Origin of the sequence: Mycobacterium sp. SMC-15, from assembly GCF_045310925.1 — a bacterium.
Taxonomy (GTDB): domain Bacteria; phylum Actinomycetota; class Actinomycetes; order Mycobacteriales; family Mycobacteriaceae; genus Mycobacterium.
This window is the reverse complement of record NZ_JBJIAJ010000012.1, coordinates 94,734-114,308: the sequence shown is the minus strand read 5'-3', so window position 1 is coordinate 114,308 and position 19,575 is coordinate 94,734. Positions and strand designations below refer to the sequence as shown.

The following is a 19,575-nucleotide window of genomic DNA, read 5'->3' as shown; positions in this document are numbered from 1 at the left end:
CGCGGACGTACCTGAAGATCCCAGCGCGGGGATCCGGCCCCGGGCGTCACAGCGCGGCGCGAAGCTCGCGCAGGGTCAGCGCCGTACTGAGCGCTGCGGCAGCTGCCTGAGCACCCTTGTCCTCGGTCGAGTCGGGCAATCCGGCGCGGTCCAGCGCCTGCGCCTCATCGTTGACGGTGAGCACGCCGTTGGCCACCGGGGTCGACGCGTCCAGCGACACCCGGGTCAGGCCCTGGGTCACTGCGTCACACACATAGTCGAAATGCGGTGTGGCGCCACGGATCACGACTCCCAAAGCGACGACGGCGTCATGGTTTCGGGCCACTTCCTGCGCCACCACCGGGATCTCGATCGCCCCGAGCACCCGGACCACCGTCGGTTCGGCGATACCTGCGTCGGCGGCCACCTTGCGGGCCCCGGCCAGCAGTGCGTCACAGATACGGGTGTGCCAGGTGCTGGCCACGATCGCCAGACGCACACCAGAGGCGTCGAGCGCCGGCATATCCGGCACTCCTGCGGCTGGACTCATCTACAGCGCCCCGCCGAACTCGTCCGGCAGGTGGGAGGATTCGTCGAAATCCTCCAAGCCGGTCAGTTCATGACCCATCCGGTCACGCTTGGTCAGCAGGTAGCGGATGTTCTCGGAGTTGGCTCGCACCGGCAGCGGCACCCGCTCGATGATGTGCAGGCCGTAGCCGTCCAGCCCGACGCGCTTGGCCGGGTTGTTGGTGAGCAGCCGCATCGAACGAACACCGAGATCCGAAAGGATCTGCGCCCCGATTCCGTAGTCGCGGGCGTCGGCCGGCAGCCCCAGTTTGAGGTTGGCGTCGACGGTGTCGTCGCCGGCGTCCTGCAGCTGGTAGGCCTGCAGCTTGTGCAGCAGCCCGATGCCGCGCCCCTCGTGCCCGCGCATGTAGAGCACCACCCCGCGGCCCTCCTGCGCGACCATCGCCAGTGCCGCGTCCAGCTGCGGTCCACAGTCGCAGCGCCGGGAGCCGAAAACGTCGCCGGTCAGGCACTCCGAGTGCACGCGAACCAGCACGTCGTCGCCGTCGTTGTTCGGCCCGGCGATCTCGCCGCGAACCAGCGCGACATGCTCGACGTCCTCGTAGATGCTGGTGTAGCCGACCGCCCGGAACTCGCCGTGGCGGGTCGGGATGCGAGCCTCAGCGACCCGCTCGATGTGCTTTTCGTGCTTGCGCCGCCACTCGATCATGTCGGCGATGGAGATCAGGGCCAGGCCGTGCTCGTCGGCGAAGACCCGCAGCTCTTCGGTCTGGGCCATGGCGCCCTCGTCCTTCTGGCTGACGATCTCGCAGATCGCGCCGGCGGGCTGCAGGCCGGCCATCCGGGCCAGGTCGACGGCGGCCTCGGTGTGGCCGGGCCGGCGCAGTACCCCACCGTCCTTGGCCCGCAGCGGCACCACGTGACCCGGACGGGTGAAGTCGTCGGCGACACTACCCGGGTCGGCCAACAGCCGCATCGTGGTGGCCCGGTCGGAAGCCGAAATCCCGGTCCCCACGTTGTTTTTCGCGTCGACGGTGACGGTGTAGGCGGTGCCGTGCTTGTCCTGGTTCACCGCATACATCGGCAGCAGGCCCAGCCGGTCGCAGATGGCGCCGTCCAGGGGCACGCACAGATAGCCGGAGGTGTAGCGGACCATGAACGCCACCAGCTCGGGGGTGGCCTTCTCGGCGGCGAAGATCAGATCGCCTTCGTTCTCGCGGTCTTCGTCGTCGATGACGACGACGGCCTTGCCGGCCGCGATGTCGGCAACCGCCCGCTCGACGGTGTCCAACTTCGTCATCTGTGCCACCTTGGTTTCGCCGTCGGAAAGCGCCCCGTCGGCGCAACCCGCCCATCCAGTATGAACCACCCCGGACCCACGGTTCGCGCCGTGGACTCATTCCGTGGGCTTTGTCACCAGTCGCTCGACGTACTTGGCGATCACGTCCACCTCGAGATTGACCACCGTGCCGACCGGCGCCCGTCCCAGGGTGGTCAGCTCCAGCGTGGTCGGAATCAGCGAGACTTCAAAGAAATCGTCGGGGTCAGCACCCAGCCCGGACACCGTCAGCGAGGTTCCGTCCACGGTGATAGAGCCCTTCTCCACCACGTAGCGCGCCAGCGACGCCGGCAACCCGATCCGCACCACTTCCCAGTGCTGCCCGCGGGTGCGGGCCAGGACCTGCCCGGTCCCGTCGACGTGGCCCTGCACGATGTGGCCGCCCAGTCTGCTGTTCAGCGCGGCCGCACGTTCCAGGTTCACCGGGCTGCCGACCTGCAACGATCCCAGACTGGACCGTTCCAGCGTCTCGCGCATCACGTCGGCGCTGAACCGGCCGCCGGGTTGTACCTCGACCACGGTCAGGCACACGCCGTTGACGGCGATCGAGTCGCCGTGGCGTGCGTCGGAGGTGACGGTGGGACCCTGGATGACCAGGCGCGCAGCGTCGGCGAGATCCTCCCGGCCGACCAGCTCGCCCAGCTCCTCGACGATTCCGGTGAACATCACAACAGGCTATGTCTACGCTGCCCTACCTCGATCCGGCGGCCTCTATACGATGTCCCCCATGCGCAGACTTCTCATCGCCCTGGCCACCGCGACCACTGCCGCCGCGCTGTTCGCCGGCTGTTCTTCCAAGGATGCCGGCGGACCGTTGCCGGACGCGACGACGCTGGTCAAGGAATCGGCCACCACCACCGCCAACCTCAAGAGCGCGCACCTGGCGCTCTCGGTGACCGGCCAGATCAAAAACCTCCCGGTCAAGACCCTCGAGGGTGACCTGACCACCCAGCCGACCACCGCGGCCAAGGGCAGCGCGACCATCATGATGCTGGGCTCGGATGTGGACGCCAAGTTCATCGTGATCGACGGCGACCTCTACGCGGCGATCACCGGCGACGACTACGACAACTACGGCTCCGCCGACAAGATCTACGACGTTGCCGCGATTCTGAGCCCGGAGAAGGGCTTGGCCAACATGCTGTCCAACCTGGCTGACGCGAAGGCCGCCGGCCGCGACACCATCAACGGCCAGAAGGCCGTCCGGGTCACCGGCAACGCGTCCGTCGACGCCGTGAACGCCCTCGCGCCGCAGCTGAAGGCCACCGCGCCGACGCCGGCCACGGTCTGGATCCAAGAGGATGGCGACCACCAGCTGGTCCAGGCCCAGCTCAACCCCAGCGCGGGCAACTCCATCCAGATGACCCTGTCGAACTGGAACGCGCCGGTCACGATTGAGAAGCCGGCGGGAGCGTAATGCGGGTCAACCGCACGCTGGCGATCAGCGCGGGTAGCCTCGCCGTCCTGCTCGGAGCCCTCGACACCTATGTCGTGGTCACGATCATGCGCGACATCATGGCTCCGCAGCCGGCGGGTGTGGGCATCCCGATCAACAAGATCCAGCAGCTGACCCCGATCATCACCTGTTACCTGCTCGGCTACATCGCCGCGATGCCGCTGCTGGGCCGGGCCTCCGACCGGTTCGGCCGCAAGCTGCTGCTGCAGGTCAGCCTGGCCACGTTCGCCATCGGCTCGGTGGTGACGGCAATGTCGACCGACTTGACGATGCTGGTAGTCGGCCGCACCATCCAGGGTGTCGCGGCCGGGGCGCTGTTGCCGGTGACGTTCGCCCTCGGTGCCGACCTGTGGGCGCAACGCCGCCGGTCGGCGGTGTTGGGCTGGATCGCCGGCGCCCAGGAACTGGGCAGCGTGCTGGGTCCGCTGTACGGCATCTTCATCGTCTGGGCGCTGACCAGCTGGCGTGACGTGTTCTGGATCAACGTGCCGCTGACCGTGCTGGCCATGGTGCTGATCCACTTCAGTCTGCCGCCGCAGTCCACGGACGGCCCCCGAGAGCGTGTCGATGTGGTCGGCGGACTGCTGCTGGCGGTGATCCTGGGTCTGCTGACGATCGGTCTGTACAACCCCGACCCCAGCGCCAAGCAGGCGCTGCCCAACCACGGTGCCGCGTACCTGTTGGTTGCGGCGATCGCGCTGGTGGCGTTCGTGGTCTGGGAGATCAAATCGCCGACGAAGCTGCTCGACCCGGCCGGCGCCCGGATGGGCCCGTTTCTGGCCGCACTGGGCTCCTCGCTGTGTGCCGGAGCCGCGTTGATGGTGACCCTGGTTGACGTCGAGCTGTTCGGCCAGGGCGTGCTCGGAAAGACCCAGAACGAGGCGGCGATGCTGCTGCTGTGGTTCCTGGCAGCCCTGCCCATCGGCGCCGTGGTGGGCGGCGCGATAGCCACCACGGTCGGTGACCGGCTGGTGACGTTCGTCGGACTGCTGATCGCCGCCGGGGGCTACTGGCTGATCTCGAAGTGGCCGGTGGACCTGATGGCCTACCACCACGAGCTACTCGGCCTGAGCCTTCCGGCGGCACACACCGACCAGATCCTGGCCGGCTTCGGTCTGGGCGTGGTGATCGGCCCGCTGACCTCAGCGGTCATGCGCGTGGTGCCGCCGCGGGAGCACGGCATCGCCGCGGCGGGCGTGGTGGTGGCCCGGATGACCGGAATGCTGATCGGCATGGCCGCCCTGTCGGCGTGGGGCCTGTACCGGTTCAACCAGATCCTGGCCGGCCTGCCCAAGATGCCCGGCGGCAGCCTGGCCGAGAAGATGGCCGGCACCGCGGCCAACTCCAAGCTGGCCTTCGCGATGATGTACGGCGAGATCTTCGGGATCACCGCCATCATCTGTGTGGTGGGCGCGGTGCTCGGATTGTTCATCGGCAGCAACGACGTTCACGCCGAAGATCCCGAAGTGCCCGAGCCGGAGGCCGCCATCTCGCGGTGAGCGGTGTGGCCGCTAGTGCGGCACCAAGCTGAGCAGCAGATCGGGGCCGATCTGCTCCATGGTGTCGAATCGCCAGCGCAGTGCCCGGGCGATGTTGGGCACGCCCACGTCGTCGACGGCGGTGACCGGTCCGCCCAGCAGGATCGGCGCCACGTAGGCCAGGATGCGGTCGATCGCTCCCGCCCGCAGGAATGCCCCGGCCAACGTGGGGCCGCCCTCGAGCAGCACATCGGTGCGGTCTGAAAGCGCTCGCAGTACCTCGGCCGGGTCGTGGGTACGGATCACCATGGTGCGCGAGTCGTCGTTGAGCACGTGCGCGTCCGCGGAGATCTCCCGCTGGCCCACCACCACCCGCAACGGCTGACGGTCGGCCAGGGTGCCGTCGGGCAGCCGTGCCGTCAGTGTGGGGTCGTCGACGAGCACGGTGCCGGTGCCGACCACGATGGCGTCGGCTGCCGCCCGACGGCGGTGCAGGTCAGCCCGGGCCGCCTCGCTGGTGATCCACTGGCTGGAACCGTCGGCGGCCGCGCTGCGACCGTCGATGCTGGTGGCGTATTTCCACGTGACGTGCGGCCGGCCGGTGCGCTGCTTGTGCAGCCACTCCCGCAACGGCCCGGTGCTCACGGCTGTGGCCTGCACCCCGGAGATCACCTGAACGCCCGCATCGGCCAGTCGTACCGCCCCGCACCCCGCGTCCGGGTTGGGGTCCGCAACGGCGTAGACCACCTGCGCCACCCCAGCGGCCAGCAGCGCATCAACGCACGGCGGGGTTCTGCCGTGGTGATCGCACGGCTCGAGCGTGACGACCGCCGTACCGCCGACGCTCAGCTCACCGGCCCGGCGCAGCGCCACCACCTCGGCGTGCGCCTCACCGGTCGGGCGGGTCCCCCCGACGCCGACCACCCGGCCGTCGCGGTCCAGAATGACCGCGCCCACCGGTGGATTGGGGTACGTGTTCCCCTTGACCCGCTGCGCCTGTTCGATCGCCAACAGCATCGCGGCGTCATGGTCGACGGCATGCTCGCCGTCGCCTTTGGCGCTCATGCGCGCAGGTGGGGTGACGCCGCCAGAGCCTGACGGCGCAGTGATTCAACGGCGGCGCCCGGGTCAGCGGCGCTGTAGACGGCCGAGCCGGCGACGAAGCAGTCGACGCCGGCTTCCGCGGCCTGTTCGACGGTGTCGGCGTTGATGCCGCCGTCGATCTCCACCAGGATGCTCAGCTCCCCGGAATCGACCAGCTTGCGCACGGCGCGCACCTTGCTGAGCACCTCGGGAATGAAGGACTGCCCGCCGAACCCGGGCTCCACCGACATCACCAGCAGGGTGTCGAAGTCCCGCAGGATCTCCAGGTAGGGCTCCAGTGGCGTGCCGGGCTTGATGCTGAGTCCGGCTTTGGCGCCGGCGGCGCGGATGTCGCGGGCAACGGCGACCGGGTTGTCGGTGGCCTCGGCGTGGAACGTGACGTTGTAGGCGCCGGCCTCGGCGTAAGGCGGCGCCCAGCGGCCCGGATCCTCGATCATCAGATGGCAGTCCATCGGGATGTCGGTGGCCGCCAGCAGACTCTGTACCACCGGCAGGCCCAGGGTCAGGTTCGGAACGAAATGGGCGTCCATCACATCAACGTGCAGCCAGTCCGCACCCTTGACAGCGGCGACCTCATCGGCGAGGCGGGCGAAATCGGCCGACAGGATCGACGGCGCGATCATGGCTCGTGACATGCGCTCAGATTACTTGTAGCGCCGCAGCGAACATGGCGTCGGTCCCGTGCCGGTGCGGCCACAGCTGCACGTGCGGTCCGTCTCCGAGCTCCTCGACCGGCGCGAACAGCTCCCGAGTGTCCAACGCCCGCACCGAATACCGCCGCAGTGCGTCAGCCACCACACCGACCGTTTCGGCCAGGTGCGGCGAGCATGTCGCGTACAGCACCACTCCCCCCGGCCGGGTCAGTCCGATCGCCGCTGCCAGCAATTCACGCTGCAGTTTCGCCAGTACCGGGATGTCGGCAGGCAGACGGCGCCAACGGGCTTCGGGCCGCCGGCGCAGGGCGCCCAGGCCGGTGCAGGGCGCGTCGACCAGCACCCGGTCGAAGCCGGGGTGCAGGCCTGAATCGCGGCCGTCGGCGGTCAGCACCTCCACGTCCAGGCCGCGGGTGTTCTCGGCGACCATTGCGGCCCGATGCGGGGCCTGCTCCACCGCGGTCACCCGCGCCCCGGTCTGTGCACCGAGCGCGGCCAGCAGCGCCGTCTTGCCGCCCGGTCCGGCACACAGGTCCAGCCACCGGCCGGTGTCACCGTCGACCGGGGCCAGCGCGAGCGCGCGTGCCACCAGCTGGCTGCCCTCGTCTTGGACCAGGGCCTGACCGGCACGCACCGCCTCGAGCTTTCCGGGGTCACCGCCAGGCAGATAGACGGCGTAGGGCGAATACCGGCCGATCTCGCCGTCCGCCTCGGCGGCCAACTCGGCCGCGGTCAGGGCGCCCGGCCGCGCCGCGAGGTGCACCCGGGGGCGCTCGTCGTCACTGGCCAGCACCGCGTCGAGTTCACCGGCAGCGGCCCCCAGCGCGTCGGCGAACGCCTGCGCGATCCAGCGGGGATGGGCACGGATGAAGGCGGCGTGGCCGATCGGGTCACTGTCGGCGTGCGGTGCCAGTTCTGCGGTCCAGGATTGCTCGTCGCGCGTACTGATGGTACGCAGCACGCCGTTGACGAAACCCCCTCGCGCGGAGTCGAATTCGAGGGCAGCCTGATCGACTGTGGTCGATACCGCGGCGTGCGGTTCGACTCGGGTCCGCAATAGCTGATAGCTGCCCAGCCGCAGCAGATCCAGCAGCACGGGGTCGATCGTCTCGGGCTCGCGCTGCGCCGCCGCGCCGATGATGGCGTCGAGCAGTCCACGCACCCGGCAGGTGCCATAGGTCAGTTCCGTGGCGAAAGCGGCGTCGCGGCCGGTGATTCCGCGTTCGGCCAGCAGCGCCGGAAGCGCCAGGTTGGCGTAGGCATCGCGTTGAGAAACCGCCTGCAGCACATCGAATGCGGCGCGGCGAGCCGGGTCCAGGGGCTTGCGGCGGGATTTGCGTGGGCCGTCCTGGGGACGCTGTGGCCGACGCTGCCCGCGTTGCGGTCCGGTCATGACGCCCGCACCTCGGCGTCGAGCCGGGCGCCGCGCGCCCAGTCCGCGGCGTCCATGAGCTTCTTTCCGGGTGGCTGGATCTGACCCAACCGCACCGGAACCGAGCCGGTACCGACCCACACGTGTCGCCGGTCGACATGAATATCCCCGGGGGGCAGTCCTGCTGGCCCATCATCGGCAAGTCCGACGGGACCGACTCTGACGCGCAGGTCGCCGATCATGGTCCAAGAACCCGGATTCGGGGTGACGGCGCGGATTCGGCGCTCGATCACCGCGGCCGGAAGCTCCCAGCGCACCCGTGCGTCATCGACGCTGATCTTCGATGCGTAGCTGACCCCATCGCTCGGTTGCGGCACCGCGTGCAGCGCTCCGTCTGCGATGCCGTCGAGGGTCGCCGCCAGCAGTTCGGCACCCGAAACCGCCAGCCGGCCCAGCAGTTCACCCGCGGTGTCATCGGCCCGGATCGTCTCGGTCACGACCCCGTAGACCGGCCCGGAGTCCAGTTCCGGCTCGATCTGAAACGTCGTCGCGCCCGTCACCTCGTCACCGGCGGCGATCGCGGCCTGCACCGGGGCCGCACCACGCCAGGCCGGCAGCAGGGAGAAGTGCAGGTTGACCCAGCCGTGCGTCGGCACCGCCAGCAACGCGTCGCGCAGTAACGCCCCATAGGCCACCACCGGGCAGCACTCCGGCGCCAGTTCGGTCAGCTCCGCCACCGACTCAGGTGCGTTGGGCTGGGCCGGCCGCAGCACCGGAATGCCGTGGTCGAGGGCCAGACGGGCAACCGGAGACGGCTGCGGGGTCCCCCGCCGGCCGGACGCCGCGTCGGGCCGGGTCAGGACCGCTACCACGTCGTGGCGCGGCGAGTCGATCAACCGTTGCAACGACGGCAACGCGGTTTCCGGGGTGCCGGCGAAGACAATGCGCACCGGGACAGTTTAGGGAAGTCGCTTAGGGCGTTTCGCCAGCACGGGAAAGGCCCAGCCAAATCCGGGCATTCCCATCGATACGTGCCGTTCCTACGTGGGCACAGACACCCCACAGATCATTAGCAGATAACTACTATTGCGTATAGCAACTATTTACAACTATCACTGAAAGGAGCGGCATTGATCTCGCGGTAGCGCGACGAGCCGCGCGACAACGGCGTCGGCACACCACATCCCCTCAACAGGAGGCCCAGATGACCGTTGACTACCCCACCGCGGCGGAAAGCCTCACGAACCACCGGAATATGTGGGCGATGGGCGATTACGCGCTGATGGCCGAACAGGTCATGGCTCCGATCGGCCCGGTTCTGGTTGATGCCAGCGGTATCAGGGCAGGTGATCGTGTACTAGACGTGGCGGCCGGATCTGGCAACATCTCGATCCCGGCCGCGCTGACCGGCGCGACCGTGGTTTCCAGCGACCTCACCCCGGAATTGCTGCAACGATCGCAGTTGCGGACCATCGAGCACAACGTGGCGATCCAGTGGCGAGAGGCCGATGCACAGGCATTGCCGTTCGCCGACAACGAGTTCGACGCGGTCCTGTCGGGGATCGGGGTGATGTTCGCTCCTGATCACCAACGCGCTGCCGATGAGCTGATCCGGGTCTGCCGCCCCGGCGGCACGATTGCGCTGGCGAACTGGACTCCGGAAGGGTTCTTCGGGCGGATGCTGGCGGCGATCAGGCCCTATCGCCCCACCCAGACTCCAGGCATCCCACCAGCGGCGTTGTGGGGGCGGGACGACTACGTCGGCAATCTCTTCGGCGCCGGAGCCAGCATCATCCAAGCCCGGCGATGCATGCTTGTGGTGGACCGTTTTGCCACCGCCCAGGCAGTTCACGACTACTTCAAGACCCACTACGGTCCGACCATCGACGCCTACCGCACCATCGGCAACAATCCCACGCTGGTCGCCGCTCTCGACGCCCAACTCACCGAACTCGCTCAACATCATCTGCACCACGGAGTCATGGGCTGGCAGTACCTGCTTCTCACCGCGCGAAAGCAATGAGCTGCGAAGTAGGCCTCCCCGGCGCCCTGGCCGGCCAGCAATCAGACACAGCCGGCGGCCAGGGCTATCACCCTCGTGGACCCACAAATCATGCTTATTGCAACAGTATTGCCATGTAACAATGGCTCTTACTAACTGATCTTGTCCGGCGGGACCTGACCCGAGGAAGTGCTGATGGCCATGGCAGACGTGGCGGCACGCGACGACTCCGTCGATGCGATCACCGATGCACTGCTCACCGCCTCACGACTGTTGGTGGCCATCTCGGCACAGTCGATCGCCCAAGTGAACGAGGCCATCACGATCCCCCAGTTCCGGACACTGGTGATCCTCTCTAACCGCGGCGCAATGAACCTGGCGACACTTGCAAGCTTGCTTGGCGTCCAGCCCTCAACGACCGGGCGGATGGTCGATCGACTCGTCGGCGCGGGGCTGATCGATCGACTGCCGCACCCCACGTCACGACGCGAACTGGTCGCCGACCTGACGCCACGCGGGCGCGACGTCGTGCGTCAGGTCACCGCCCAGCGACGTGGAGCAATCGCCCGCATCGTGGAGACGTTGCCGACCAAGGAGCGCCGCGGGCTGGTAAATGCCCTGACCGCGTTCACCGCGGCTGGCGGGGAACCCGCCGCGCAGCTGGACGACGTCGATATCTCAGTGCGTTAGCCCCGCCGTCGGGATGGCGGCGCGCCACAGCTCCTGAGCCTCCCGCACGCAATCATCGAGCGGTCGCGCCGTGTCGACACGGTGCGCGGTGTCCCACTCGAAGTCTTGAGCGGTCAGTGCCGCCGCGATCTGCGGTGTCGCATCGGAGTTCCCCGGTGTCCTGCTTCTGATTCTGTCGGCGGCGACATCATCGGGCACCACACACTGAATCTCGGTGGTCGCGGCGTGTTTGTCGATCGCTAGGCGGAGCGCCTCGGCGCGGACCTGCGGATCGCGCCAGGTCCCGTCGAGGATCACCGACTGACCGCCGGCCAGGTACCGACCCGCCCGATGCAGGATCGCCCGGTAGACGGCGGCGACATTGGTCGGGTCGTACAAACCGGCGCCGAGGGAGCCGGGTTCCCCGCTGAGCTGCCCGGATTCGTGCAGTTCCTTACGCACGTCATCGGTGGACAGCGTCACAGCCCCGACCTTTTCTGCGAGTTTTCGGGCCAGCGTGGATTTCCCGGTTCCGGGACCGCCACCGACGAGCGCCAGTCGAATGGCGCCGCTCTCGAGATGGTTCAGCGCGATGGCCAGGTGGCGCGCCGCTGCCGCCTCGGCCCCGGACTTGCCCTGGGTCAGCTGCACGCAGTCGACCTTGGCCCGCACGGCCGCACGGTAGGCGATATAGAAATCTCGCAGCGACGACGGCGCGGTGTCGCCCGAATAGCCGGCGTAGCGGTCCAGGAAGTAGTCGCCAAGATCCTTGCGTCCGAGGAACTCCAGATCCATGGCAAGGAACGCAGCGTCGTCGATGCGGTCGACGAAGCGCAGGTCGTCACTGAACTCCAGGCAGTCGAGCAGCACCGGCCGGTTGTCGGTCCAGAAGATGTCGTCGGCGAGCAGGTCGGCATGGCCATCGACTATGCAGCCCTCGTCGATGCGCTGAGCGAACAGATCCGCCCGGCCGGCAAGGTACGCGGCGGCGAGGTCCTCAACGCGCCGCACCGACTCGGCGGGCACGGCCGTGTCGGCATGGCGGTGCAGTGTCGGGAAGTTGTCGAACCACCGTTGGTAGATCGCCTCGGGCTTACCCTGCAGGCTGATTCGTCGGCCGCGATCGGCACGATCGTGGAAGTCGGCCAGCACGCCGGCGATGCTGTCGAGCACCGCCTCCACGGGCGCGCCGCGCTTGACCAACGACGCCAACCGGTCGTCGTCGTGATAACGCCGCATCACGATGATCGGTTCGGGGGCCGCTCCAGAAGCGCCACTGAGATGGGCAACCCCAAAGTAGCTGTCAGCGGCAATTCGGCTGTTGAGTTGAACTTCCCGCGTGCACGCCTCTTCGCGCTGCTCGACCGTCCGGAAGTCCAGAAAGTCGGTCTGCACCGGCTTCTTGGCCTTGTAGGCGCGATCGCCGGCCAAAACGACCACGCCGGAGTGCGTCTCGTGGGCCGCGACGTAGGGCGCCGCTTTCGGCGCATCCGCGTCGCCGTGGGTGTCGAACTCCATGGCATCCAGTGTTAACTATCGCGGCCGGGTCTGGGGGCGGTCAACGGACCGCCCCCGGCGTGGCCGCAGGTCATGTCGCGGCGGGACGGACCACGATCACCGGAATCCCGGCGGCTTGAACCACCGCGGAACTGACCGACCCCAAGAGCTGACTGGCGAATCCGCCACGACCGCGGCTGCCGACCACCACCAGCTGAGACTCCTCGGCCGCCTTGATCAACCAGCGGGCGGGGTGGTCGCAGACCACCCGTCGCTCGACCGAGACATCGGGATATTGCTCTTGGTAACCCGCAAGGCGTTCGGCGAGAACCTCGTGTCCCTGGACTTCATAATCGCGCCGGTCCACGTTGAGGATCGGCATGACTCCGACGTCACTCCACGCGTGCAATGCCACCAGCGGCACTCCGCGGCACGAAGCTTCGTCAAAGGCCAGCGCCGTTGCCCGCTCCGAGGCCGGCGAACCATCGATACCCACCACCACTGGCGCATCTGTCGCGCAAGCCCGATCGGTGCGAATGACCGCAACCGGGCCCTGTGCATGGTGAATCAGGCTGGTACTCACCGAGCCCAGCAGCAGGCGGCCGATCGCGCCCAATCCCGTTGAGCCGACGACAGTCAGCCAGCAACTTCGAGTGACACCGATCAGCGTCGAGACCACCTGGGCGTAGACCATCTCGGCGTGCACCACGGGCGGCGCGGCGTCGCCCCGGCTGGCGTCGACCACGTTGCGGGCCCGCGTCAGGATTTTGTTCGCCTCGTCGGCCTGCCAGCTGGGCATCCCCTCGACTACCGGCCCAGGGGGCCAACCGGTCTCCAGGGGAGTCACCACATGCAGCAATGTGATCGGCAATTGGCGCATGATCGCCTCGTGCGTCGCCCAAGCCACCGCCGCGTCGGATTCAGGCGATCCGTCAACACCCACCACGATTCCGGGTGTCGTTCTGACTTGTGACATCACAGCCCTCCAACCATGTTGATCGGCCGGCCAGCCGGCTAGCCGACTCACCCTCAAAATTACTGCGAAACGGGGCGATTCGGCAGGGCCGTTGGGCCTCAATCTCCGCTTCGTCGGCCTCTTCTCGCGAGAAGACGACCGACAAACTCTTGCGGCAATACCAATTCCGGTGATGAAATATCGGTATACGATTTAATACGGCAGCTGCCGAGTCGACAGCCACCGCCCATCAAACGGAGGCGCAACAGATGTTCCATCGCGGCAAGCCCACGTAGCGACGCGCAGGCTCTCGCCTAGTTCTGCGAGATGCCCATGCTGCGCTCCGACGCGGACCAGCAACCACACGCAGCAGCGACAAACAGTTCCGGCGGAGACAACGTCCACCGCCCCGCCCGTTTTCCTCTGCCTGGGTCAATTGTCAATTCAGGCAACGGTGGCGGCCTCCCCACCCAGCGGCCGGTGACGGGCACGGTCCGGACACGAACGGAGGACCGCGCCATGTTCACCCCGAGCACCACGTGCCACGCCGTCACGATTGTCGCGGCGACGGCGATCGGCGTCGCAATGCTGTCGTACGGCGTTGCGGCAGCGGATCCGAGTCAGGACGATCAGTTTCTGGCGGTGCTCCAAGAGAAACAAATTCCCGCCATGGACAACATTGCGACCGTCGTCGCCGCCGGCCATAAGGTCTGCCTCAAACTCGAGGACGGCATACCGGCGCAGACCGTGCTGGACGGATTGAACAACGATGCCTACGGAATGAACCCGGACCTACGCGAACAGTCGGATCGACTGTCGGCCACCATGAGCCGATTCATCGCGGCGGCGGTGCAGGTCTACTGTCCGGGCGATCAAGGCAAGATCGCCTCGCTGGCGGCCAGCCGCACTCGGCAATCCCACGAACCCGCCCCTCTGGTGGTGGTGGCGAACTACCGAACGGCCGTCTCGGGCGGCAACACCCCCGACGCTATTGGTGCAGCGCTCGGCTCACCGGTCGGTGACATAGCCACAGGTGACGCGTCGCAGCCGAAACCGCCGAAGATTCCGCCGCCCAAGGCGCCCAAGGCGAAGATCCCCCGCTCGCCCGGCGCCGTCCCGAAACCAGCGCCCCGACAACAGCCGCCACCGCCACCACAGCAATTACCACCGCCTCCCCCAGAGGCGCCGCCGCAGCCGCCGCCACCGCAGCAGCCACCACCGCCACCGCAAGACCTACCGGCTCCCGCAGGTCCACAGCCGGGCGGTGCCACCGGCGGCAGCGGCGGGGGGAACGGCGGTCCAGGCGGCGAGGGCGGCGGTGGGAACGCCGACAATGGCAGTCCCGCAGAACCCCCGCCGGCGCAGCCCAGGGCGCCCGGCATGATCCAACTCGTGCCGTGGTGAGACCGGCCCGGCCCGCTCGCTAACCGATGTGCAGTGGATCGATCTGCACCCGCACCGGGTGATGCGATCCGCGCGCGCTGAGCACCCCGATGCTGTGCCGCAGCGCCGAGGCCAGTGCCAGACCGTGATCGCGTCCCACCCGGACCAGCATCCGGATGACATTCAGTTCGTCGGGGACACCGGCCGGACGCCGCACCCCCGGCGGCAGTGGCACCGGCCCGAGCAGGTCGGCGCCGTCGGGCAGCCGCGCCTGCTCCAGCAGCGCCGTCACCGACTCCGGATCACCGTCGAGGGCCGCGATGTGTACCGCGGGCGGTAGCCCCACCTCGGCTCGGGTGGCCAGCTCGGCGTCGGCGTGGCCGATCGGATCCCACCGGATCAGGGCCTGCACCGTCGGAATCGACGATTCGGCGACCGCGGTCACCAGCCCGCCGGATCCGCGGTCGCGCACCAGCGCCGCCGCTGCCATCCAGCGCCGCAGCGTGTCCTCGGCCGCGCGCAGATCCTGGCGGCCCAGCAGCGCCCAGCTGTCCAGCAGCAACGCTGCGCCGTAGCCGTGCGGGGCGCGGGGTTCGGCGCCGGGCGTGGCGATCACCAGGGCCGCGCCGTCCTCGATGCAGTCGACGATGGTGTCACCGGCGGAGGTGACGACCGGGGTGCCCGGAAAGGCGCGGCCAAGTTCTTCGGCGGTGCGCCGGGCGCCGATGACCACCGCACGCACGGCATCCGACCCGCAGCGCGCACACCGCAGGGCCGGGTCGGCCCGTCCGCACCAGCGGCACAGGGCCGTACCACCGCGCTCCGGCAGCGACAACGGTCCGGTGCAGTGCCGACAGCGGGCGATCGTGCGGCAGCGCCCACAGGACAGCGACGGCACGTAGCCCCGCCGGGGCACCTGCACCAGGACCGGCGCCCCGGCGGCGAGGGCGCTGCGCGCGCTCTGCAGGGCGACCGTCGGCAGTCGGGCGCTGCGCGCCGCGGCGTCGCGCTCTTCGGCATATCCGGTGTCGTCGAGGGCCACCACCCGCGGCGCGGCCGTCCGCAGCGCCGCCCGCGATGCCACCACGTCGTGCGCCCAGCCGCTGCCCACCAAAGCGTGCGCCTCGGTGGTGCGGGCGTACCCGCCGATCAGGGCAGCGCAACCCGCCAGGTGGGCCCGCAGCATCGCCACCTCACGGGCGTGCGGATAGGGCGCCCGCGGCTCCGCCAGGGAGTCGTCGCCGTCATCCCAGACCATCACCAGGCCGAGGTCGGCCAGCGGGGCGAACACCGCACTGCGCGTGCCGATCACCAGCCGCGCCCCGCCACGCAGCACCGACAGCCAGCGCCGGTAACGAGTGGCCGGGCCCAGTCCCGCGGACAGTGCCACGACCGCCGATTCGTCGATTCGGGCCGTCGCGGTCCGGCACAGCGCGTCGACGTCGCGCTGGTCGGGCACGATCGCCAGGGCGGTGCGGCCGGCGCGGATCGTCTGGGCGGCCGCGTCGACGAACCGGTCGGTCCACGAATCGCCGGGCAGCACCTGCCACACCGCCCGCGCGGCCCGGCCTTCGCCCAGCGCGGCCAGGAACGATCCGCCCGCCCCGTACCGCTGCCAGCCCGCGGGGTCGACCGGGGCGATGACTGGCGGTTCGGGCGGCGTCACCACCGCGCGTTCCACCCGGGCGTGTCGCGGCGGCACCGCCAGCCTCAGCACGTCGGCCCGGCTGCCGGCGTAGCGTGCGGCCACCGCTTCCACCAGTCGGCGGACCTCGCTGGTGAGCACCGGTTCGGCCGAGACCACCCGCTCCAGCCGGCCCAGCCGACCGACATGGTCGGTGTCGGCGCGACGCTCCCAGACGAAGGCGTCAACCAGCCGGCCGTGGAAGCGCACTCGCACCCGCGCCCCGGGTCGAGCGCCCTCGGACTGCTCTGGGGTGACCAGGTAGTCGAACTCACGGTCCAGGTGCGGCACCGAGAGCATCGGCAGCACCCGAGCGATGGGCTCGTTGGGTTCACCGTCGACACTCACCACGCAGGTCTAGCAGACACCGCCGACCGCGGCCGACGCCGGATCACAGGCGATGCGGGCTGTGGATTGGCGGGGACGATCCCAGCTGCGCTGAATTACGTTGCTGCGGTATGCCCGAACAGCGCGGGGCCCACGCGGTCACGGCACGAGACCGTGAAACAGACCTTGCCTCGCGGATGCAGACTGCCCAGCTGACCGATCACGTGCTGGCTGCCACGGTGCGCGACGCCGCCGATCATGCCCGCGCGGGCCGCCGCCACCTCGATGCCATCCACGGCGAGATCCGTGACGCGCTGGCCGATCGGTGGACACCGGTGTGGGACACCCCCACCGGCGTCCGCCAGTTCCAGCTCTTTTTGGCCGCCAAGACCCGAGAGATCCGCCGGGTGCTCGCCGACGCCGCCGCTGACAACCGGCTCCAGGTGGCGCTGTTGCGCTCGGCCGGTGCCGGCTACGGTGTTCCGGCTCGAGTCCGCGACCAGCTCAACCGGCAAGCACTGGCCGAGGATATTCGCCGGGTGGTCAACGCGACTTCGGCGGTCAGTGCTGCCGAGATCGTGCGTTACGAAAACGCGCTGCGGGTCCGCGACGGGCTGGTAGCCAACTGCGCAGGCACGGCCCCCGCGCTGCTACTCACCTACGAACCGGCCGCGTTCGGCGGGCGCGGACGGGCCGCGATCGCGATCGGTGACCCAGACGTCGCTGACAACATCACCATCTTGGTGCCCGGCGCGCACAGCAGCGTCCGCGACGGCTACCTGTCGCACCCGGACGGGCGCAATGTCTATAGCGAGGTGGTCGGGTCCGATCCCGGCCGCAGCAATTCGGTCGTGGTGTGGATGGGGTATCGCGCGCCGGACAGCCTGTTCGATCCGGCGGTGACCCAACCGGCCGCTGCTCGGGCCGGGGGGCGACTGCTGGCCGCCGACATCCGCGCCCTGACTGCGTCGCACGTCGGCGCCTCGCACGTCACCGTGATCGGGCACTCCTATGGGTCGACAACGGTGGCCGACGCCGCGGCCTCGGCGGGGTTGTGCGCCGACGACGTAGTGCTCGTGGGCTCACCGGGAACCGACCTGGCCCGCAGCGCCAACGACTTTCACCTGCCCGCGGGAGGGCATGTCTATGTGGGGGCGGCATCGTCGGATCCGATCACCGGTTTCGGTGGCCAGCCGCAACTACCCCTGCCGGCAACGTCGGCAACGGTCGGGCTCGGCGCCGATCCGGCCGCAGACGGCTACGGGTCCACCCGGTTCAAAGCCGAGAGCCGCGGGGTCGCGTGGCCCTTGAGCGGCCACAGCTCCTACTTCGCTCCCCAAGGCGAGTCGCTGTACAGCATCGGCGACATCGCCTCGGGCCACGGCGATGCGCTGGCGAACCACCACATGACCGCGCCACACCGCCGTCGACTGCCCGCCTTCGATCCGGAACGACTGCGCCCCGGGACCGGCGGCCACCGGCACTGAGCGGCGGCGAATGTCAGTCCGACGCCGCCTGCTCGGCGTCGGCGGACCGGCCGAAGAAGAACCCGGCCGTGATCAGCAGCTGTGCCGCCGCATAGGCCCACCAGATCGGCACCGCCAGCAGTTCATTGCCCAACACGAACTGGCTGGCTCCGATCATGGCATCCGAGACCGCGAAACAGACCGCGCCGACCGCGGTCCAGGGCGTGGGCAGCTTCGCCAGCAGCGCGACGCACACCATCGCACCGAGCACCCCGACGTACACCGTCACCGGCAGCGTCATGCCCTCGCGGGCCATGCCGGGCCAGAACCACGCCAACAGCACCAGGCAGCTCACCCCCACCAGCCCCGCCCCGACCAGCCGGCCGCGCGACACCACCGCCAGCGGCAGCAATGCGCCGAGAAAACACAGGTGCGCCACCAGGAAAGCGGCCAGTCCCGCGACGAAGGACGGTTCCCACCACGGGATCGCCAAGAGCCAGTCGCCGGTGGCCGAGAAGATCAGGGCGGGGATCAGCCAGCGTGCCTCCCGCAGGATGGGGTGCGCCGCCGCGGCGAATGCCAACAGCACCGCCATCGCCGCCTTGAAGGCCGGCTGCCCGACCCATTGCCCGGTCAGCGCCTCTCCTGGCCCAGAGCGCAATGCCACCACCGTCAGGAAGATCCCGTAAGCCACTCCGAGCCATCCCGCCGCTGCCCAGCCGGTGAAGACTCGTCTGGTTGCGTACGGTGTTTCTATGCCAGCAATCGACCCCATAGTGCTGAAGGTACTGGAAGCCATCCCGTTCCGACTGACACTGGACGACGGCGCCGAAGCAGCGCGTCGCGCGATGCGCGACCTGCCCCATCGGCCGGTACACCCGGAGCTGCCCAGCGAGGATCGGGTGATCGACGGACCGGGTGGCGACCTGCCGATACGCATCTACCGGCCGGCGGGCACCGAATCGGGTGCCGCGCCGGTGGTGGTGTTCTTCCACGGCGGCGGCTTCGTCGCCGGCGACCTCGACACCCACGACGGCACCGCGCGCATGCATGCCGCCGACGCGGGCGCGGTGGTGGTGTCCGTCGACTACCGGTTGGCCCCGGAGAACCTGTTCCCGGCCGCCGTCGAGGACGCGATGGCGGCCACCGAATGGGTGGCGGCACACGCCTCCGAGCTGGGCGTGGACCCGTCGAAGCTGGCGGTGGCCGGGGATTCGGCGGGCGGGAATCTGGCCGCGGTGGTCTGCCAGCTGGCCCGTGACGCCGGCGGCCCGGCGATCGCGTTCCAGCTGCTGTGGTACCCGGCCACCACGTACGACGGCAGCCTGCCGTCGTTCACCGAGAACGCCCACGCGCCGATCATCGACAGCGCCGCGATCGCCGCGTTGACGCGCGCCTACGCCGGGGACCTCGATCTGAGCAGCCCGCCGGCGATGCTGGCCCCCGCGCGGGCCGAGAATCTGGCCGACCTGCCTCCGGCCTACATCGCGGTCGCCGGCCACGACCCGCTGCGCGACGACGGCATCCGTTACGGCGAGTTGCTGGCCGCTGCCGGGGTTCCGGTGCAGGTGCACAACGCCGAGACCCTGGTTCACGGTTACCTGGGCTACGCCGGAGTGATCCCGGTGGCCACCGAGGCCGCCGACCGCGGGCTGGCCGCTTTGCGCGCTGCCCTGGCGTGAC

18 protein-coding genes are annotated in these 19,575 nt (G+C 69.1%); 7 read left to right on the top strand and 11 right to left on the bottom strand.

Annotated elements, in window-relative coordinates; genetic code table 11:
- Window positions 1-46: 46 nt before the first annotated feature.
- From ribH to ACJH71_RS17845, 3 genes are all read right to left on the bottom strand, one after another.
- Window positions 47-529, bottom strand: coding sequence for a 6,7-dimethyl-8-ribityllumazine synthase (gene ribH, locus ACJH71_RS17855; RefSeq protein WP_406759320.1), 483 nt, complete (start codon window positions 527-529; stop codon window positions 47-49).
- Window positions 530-1,807, bottom strand: coding sequence for a bifunctional 3,4-dihydroxy-2-butanone-4-phosphate synthase/GTP cyclohydrolase II (locus tag ACJH71_RS17850; protein ID WP_406759319.1), 1,278 nt, complete (start codon window positions 1,805-1,807; stop codon window positions 530-532).
- A gap of 96 nt (window positions 1,808-1,903) precedes the next feature.
- Entirely contained in the window at window positions 1,904-2,512 is a 609-nt protein-coding gene (locus tag ACJH71_RS17845; protein ID WP_406759318.1) for a riboflavin synthase, read from the bottom strand.
- A gap of 52 nt (window positions 2,513-2,564) precedes the next feature.
- Here ACJH71_RS17845 and ACJH71_RS17840 point away from each other — a divergent pair, with 52 nt between their 5' ends.
- Together ACJH71_RS17840 and ACJH71_RS17835 are read left to right on the top strand one after the other, a co-directional pair.
- The gene (locus ACJH71_RS17840) at window positions 2,565-3,263 is read left to right on the top strand and encodes an LppX_LprAFG lipoprotein (RefSeq protein ID WP_406759317.1); all 699 of its coding nucleotides are present in this window, start codon (window positions 2,565-2,567) and stop codon (window positions 3,261-3,263) included.
- Window positions 3,263-4,801, top strand: coding sequence for an MFS transporter (locus tag ACJH71_RS17835; protein WP_406759316.1), 1,539 nt, complete (start codon window positions 3,263-3,265; stop codon window positions 4,799-4,801). Before ACJH71_RS17840 ends, ACJH71_RS17835 begins: the two co-directional genes overlap by 1 nt.
- 12 nt (window positions 4,802-4,813) lie before the next feature.
- Here ACJH71_RS17835 and ribD read toward each other — a convergent pair whose 3' ends face one another.
- The 4 genes from ribD to fmt are packed head-to-tail and all read right to left on the bottom strand — an operon-like array spanning window position 4,814 to window position 8,859.
- Entirely contained in the window at window positions 4,814-5,845 is a 1,032-nt protein-coding gene (ribD, locus tag ACJH71_RS17830; RefSeq protein ID WP_406759315.1) for a bifunctional diaminohydroxyphosphoribosylaminopyrimidine deaminase/5-amino-6-(5-phosphoribosylamino)uracil reductase RibD, read from the bottom strand.
- On the bottom strand, window positions 5,842-6,519 hold the full coding sequence (gene rpe, locus ACJH71_RS17825; RefSeq protein ID WP_308483312.1) for a ribulose-phosphate 3-epimerase: 678 nt from the start codon (window positions 6,517-6,519) through the stop codon (window positions 5,842-5,844). The genes ribD and rpe overlap by 4 nt, the downstream gene beginning before the upstream one ends.
- Before the next feature lie 4 nt (window positions 6,520-6,523).
- The gene (locus ACJH71_RS17820) at window positions 6,524-7,930 is read right to left on the bottom strand and encodes an RsmB/NOP family class I SAM-dependent RNA methyltransferase (protein WP_406759314.1); all 1,407 of its coding nucleotides are present in this window, start codon (window positions 7,928-7,930) and stop codon (window positions 6,524-6,526) included.
- On the bottom strand, window positions 7,927-8,859 hold the full coding sequence (gene fmt, locus ACJH71_RS17815) for a methionyl-tRNA formyltransferase (RefSeq protein ID WP_406759313.1): 933 nt from the start codon (window positions 8,857-8,859) through the stop codon (window positions 7,927-7,929). The genes ACJH71_RS17820 and fmt overlap by 4 nt, the downstream gene beginning before the upstream one ends.
- A gap of 254 nt (window positions 8,860-9,113) precedes the next feature.
- Here fmt and ACJH71_RS17810 point away from each other — a divergent pair, with 254 nt between their 5' ends.
- Together ACJH71_RS17810 and ACJH71_RS17805 are read left to right on the top strand one after the other, a co-directional pair.
- Entirely contained in the window at window positions 9,114-9,932 is an 819-nt protein-coding gene (locus ACJH71_RS17810) for a class I SAM-dependent methyltransferase (RefSeq protein WP_406759312.1), read from the top strand.
- A gap of 174 nt (window positions 9,933-10,106) precedes the next feature.
- On the top strand, window positions 10,107-10,601 hold the full coding sequence (locus ACJH71_RS17805; protein WP_406759311.1) for a MarR family transcriptional regulator: 495 nt from the start codon (window positions 10,107-10,109) through the stop codon (window positions 10,599-10,601).
- Here ACJH71_RS17805 and ACJH71_RS17800 read toward each other — a convergent pair.
- The gene (locus ACJH71_RS17800) at window positions 10,590-12,107 is read right to left on the bottom strand and encodes an AAA family ATPase (RefSeq protein WP_406759383.1); all 1,518 of its coding nucleotides are present in this window, start codon (window positions 12,105-12,107) and stop codon (window positions 10,590-10,592) included. The two genes, ACJH71_RS17805 and ACJH71_RS17800, sit on opposite strands and share 12 nt — an antisense overlap.
- A 61-nt stretch (window positions 12,108-12,168) precedes the next feature.
- On the bottom strand, window positions 12,169-13,053 hold the full coding sequence (locus ACJH71_RS17795; protein WP_406759310.1) for a universal stress protein: 885 nt from the start codon (window positions 13,051-13,053) through the stop codon (window positions 12,169-12,171).
- Window positions 13,054-13,551: 498 nt separating this feature from the next.
- Here ACJH71_RS17795 and ACJH71_RS17790 point away from each other — a divergent pair, with 498 nt between their 5' ends.
- Complete coding sequence (locus tag ACJH71_RS17790) at window positions 13,552-14,436, top strand: DUF732 domain-containing protein (RefSeq protein ID WP_406759309.1); 885 nt, start codon at window positions 13,552-13,554, stop codon at window positions 14,434-14,436.
- Window positions 14,437-14,455: 19 nt separating this feature from the next.
- On the opposite strand, the gene ACJH71_RS17785 is transcribed toward ACJH71_RS17790, so the two are convergent.
- Window positions 14,456-16,399 (bottom strand): primosomal protein N', encoded by a 1,944-nt coding sequence (locus tag ACJH71_RS17785; protein WP_406759382.1) that lies wholly within the window; start codon window positions 16,397-16,399, stop codon window positions 14,456-14,458.
- Window positions 16,400-16,557: 158 nt separating this feature from the next.
- On the opposite strand from ACJH71_RS17785, the gene ACJH71_RS17780 reads away from it, so the two are divergent.
- Entirely contained in the window at window positions 16,558-17,913 is a 1,356-nt protein-coding gene (locus ACJH71_RS17780) for a DUF4226 domain-containing protein (RefSeq protein WP_406759308.1), read from the top strand.
- Between the two features lie 13 nt (window positions 17,914-17,926).
- Here the strand turns inward: ACJH71_RS17780 and ACJH71_RS17775 are convergent, their stop codons facing one another.
- Entirely contained in the window at window positions 17,927-18,649 is a 723-nt protein-coding gene (locus ACJH71_RS17775) for a lysoplasmalogenase (protein WP_406759381.1), read from the bottom strand.
- Here ACJH71_RS17775 and ACJH71_RS17770 point away from each other — a divergent pair.
- Entirely contained in the window at window positions 18,648-19,574 is a 927-nt protein-coding gene (locus ACJH71_RS17770) for an alpha/beta hydrolase (RefSeq protein WP_406759307.1), read from the top strand. The genes ACJH71_RS17775 and ACJH71_RS17770 overlap by 2 nt on opposite strands.
- Window position 19,575 lies beyond the last annotated feature (1 nt).

What these genes read in the sequence shown, in the direction of transcription:
- ribD (WP_406759315.1), bottom strand. Translation starts at nt 5,845, where the DNA reads ATGAGCGCCAAAGGCGACGGCGAGCATGCCGTCGACCATGACGCCGCG.
- ACJH71_RS17835 (WP_406759316.1), top strand. Translation starts at nt 3,263, where the DNA reads ATGCGGGTCAACCGCACGCTGGCGATCAGCGCGGGTAGCCTCGCCGTC.
- ACJH71_RS17780 (WP_406759308.1), top strand. Translation starts at nt 16,558, where the DNA reads ATGCCCGAACAGCGCGGGGCCCACGCGGTCACGGCACGAGACCGTGAA.
- ACJH71_RS17840 (WP_406759317.1), top strand. Translation starts at nt 2,565, where the DNA reads ATGTCCCCCATGCGCAGACTTCTCATCGCCCTGGCCACCGCGACCACT.
- ACJH71_RS17810 (WP_406759312.1), top strand. Translation starts at nt 9,114, where the DNA reads ATGACCGTTGACTACCCCACCGCGGCGGAAAGCCTCACGAACCACCGG.
- ACJH71_RS17845 (WP_406759318.1), bottom strand. Translation starts at nt 2,512, where the DNA reads ATGTTCACCGGAATCGTCGAGGAGCTGGGCGAGCTGGTCGGCCGGGAG.
- ACJH71_RS17790 (WP_406759309.1), top strand. Translation starts at nt 13,552, where the DNA reads ATGTTCACCCCGAGCACCACGTGCCACGCCGTCACGATTGTCGCGGCG.
- ACJH71_RS17805 (WP_406759311.1), top strand. Translation starts at nt 10,107, where the DNA reads ATGGCCATGGCAGACGTGGCGGCACGCGACGACTCCGTCGATGCGATC.
- ACJH71_RS17785 (WP_406759382.1), bottom strand. Translation starts at nt 16,399, where the DNA reads ATGCTCTCGGTGCCGCACCTGGACCGTGAGTTCGACTACCTGGTCACC.
- rpe (WP_308483312.1), bottom strand. Translation starts at nt 6,519, where the DNA reads ATGTCACGAGCCATGATCGCGCCGTCGATCCTGTCGGCCGATTTCGCC.
- ACJH71_RS17795 (WP_406759310.1), bottom strand. Translation starts at nt 13,053, where the DNA reads ATGTCACAAGTCAGAACGACACCCGGAATCGTGGTGGGTGTTGACGGA.
- ACJH71_RS17850 (WP_406759319.1), bottom strand. Translation starts at nt 1,807, where the DNA reads ATGACGAAGTTGGACACCGTCGAGCGGGCGGTTGCCGACATCGCGGCC.
- ribH (WP_406759320.1), bottom strand. Translation starts at nt 529, where the DNA reads ATGAGTCCAGCCGCAGGAGTGCCGGATATGCCGGCGCTCGACGCCTCT.
- ACJH71_RS17820 (WP_406759314.1), bottom strand. Translation starts at nt 7,930, where the DNA reads ATGACCGGACCGCAACGCGGGCAGCGTCGGCCACAGCGTCCCCAGGAC.
- ACJH71_RS17770 (WP_406759307.1), top strand. Translation starts at nt 18,648, where the DNA reads ATGCCAGCAATCGACCCCATAGTGCTGAAGGTACTGGAAGCCATCCCG.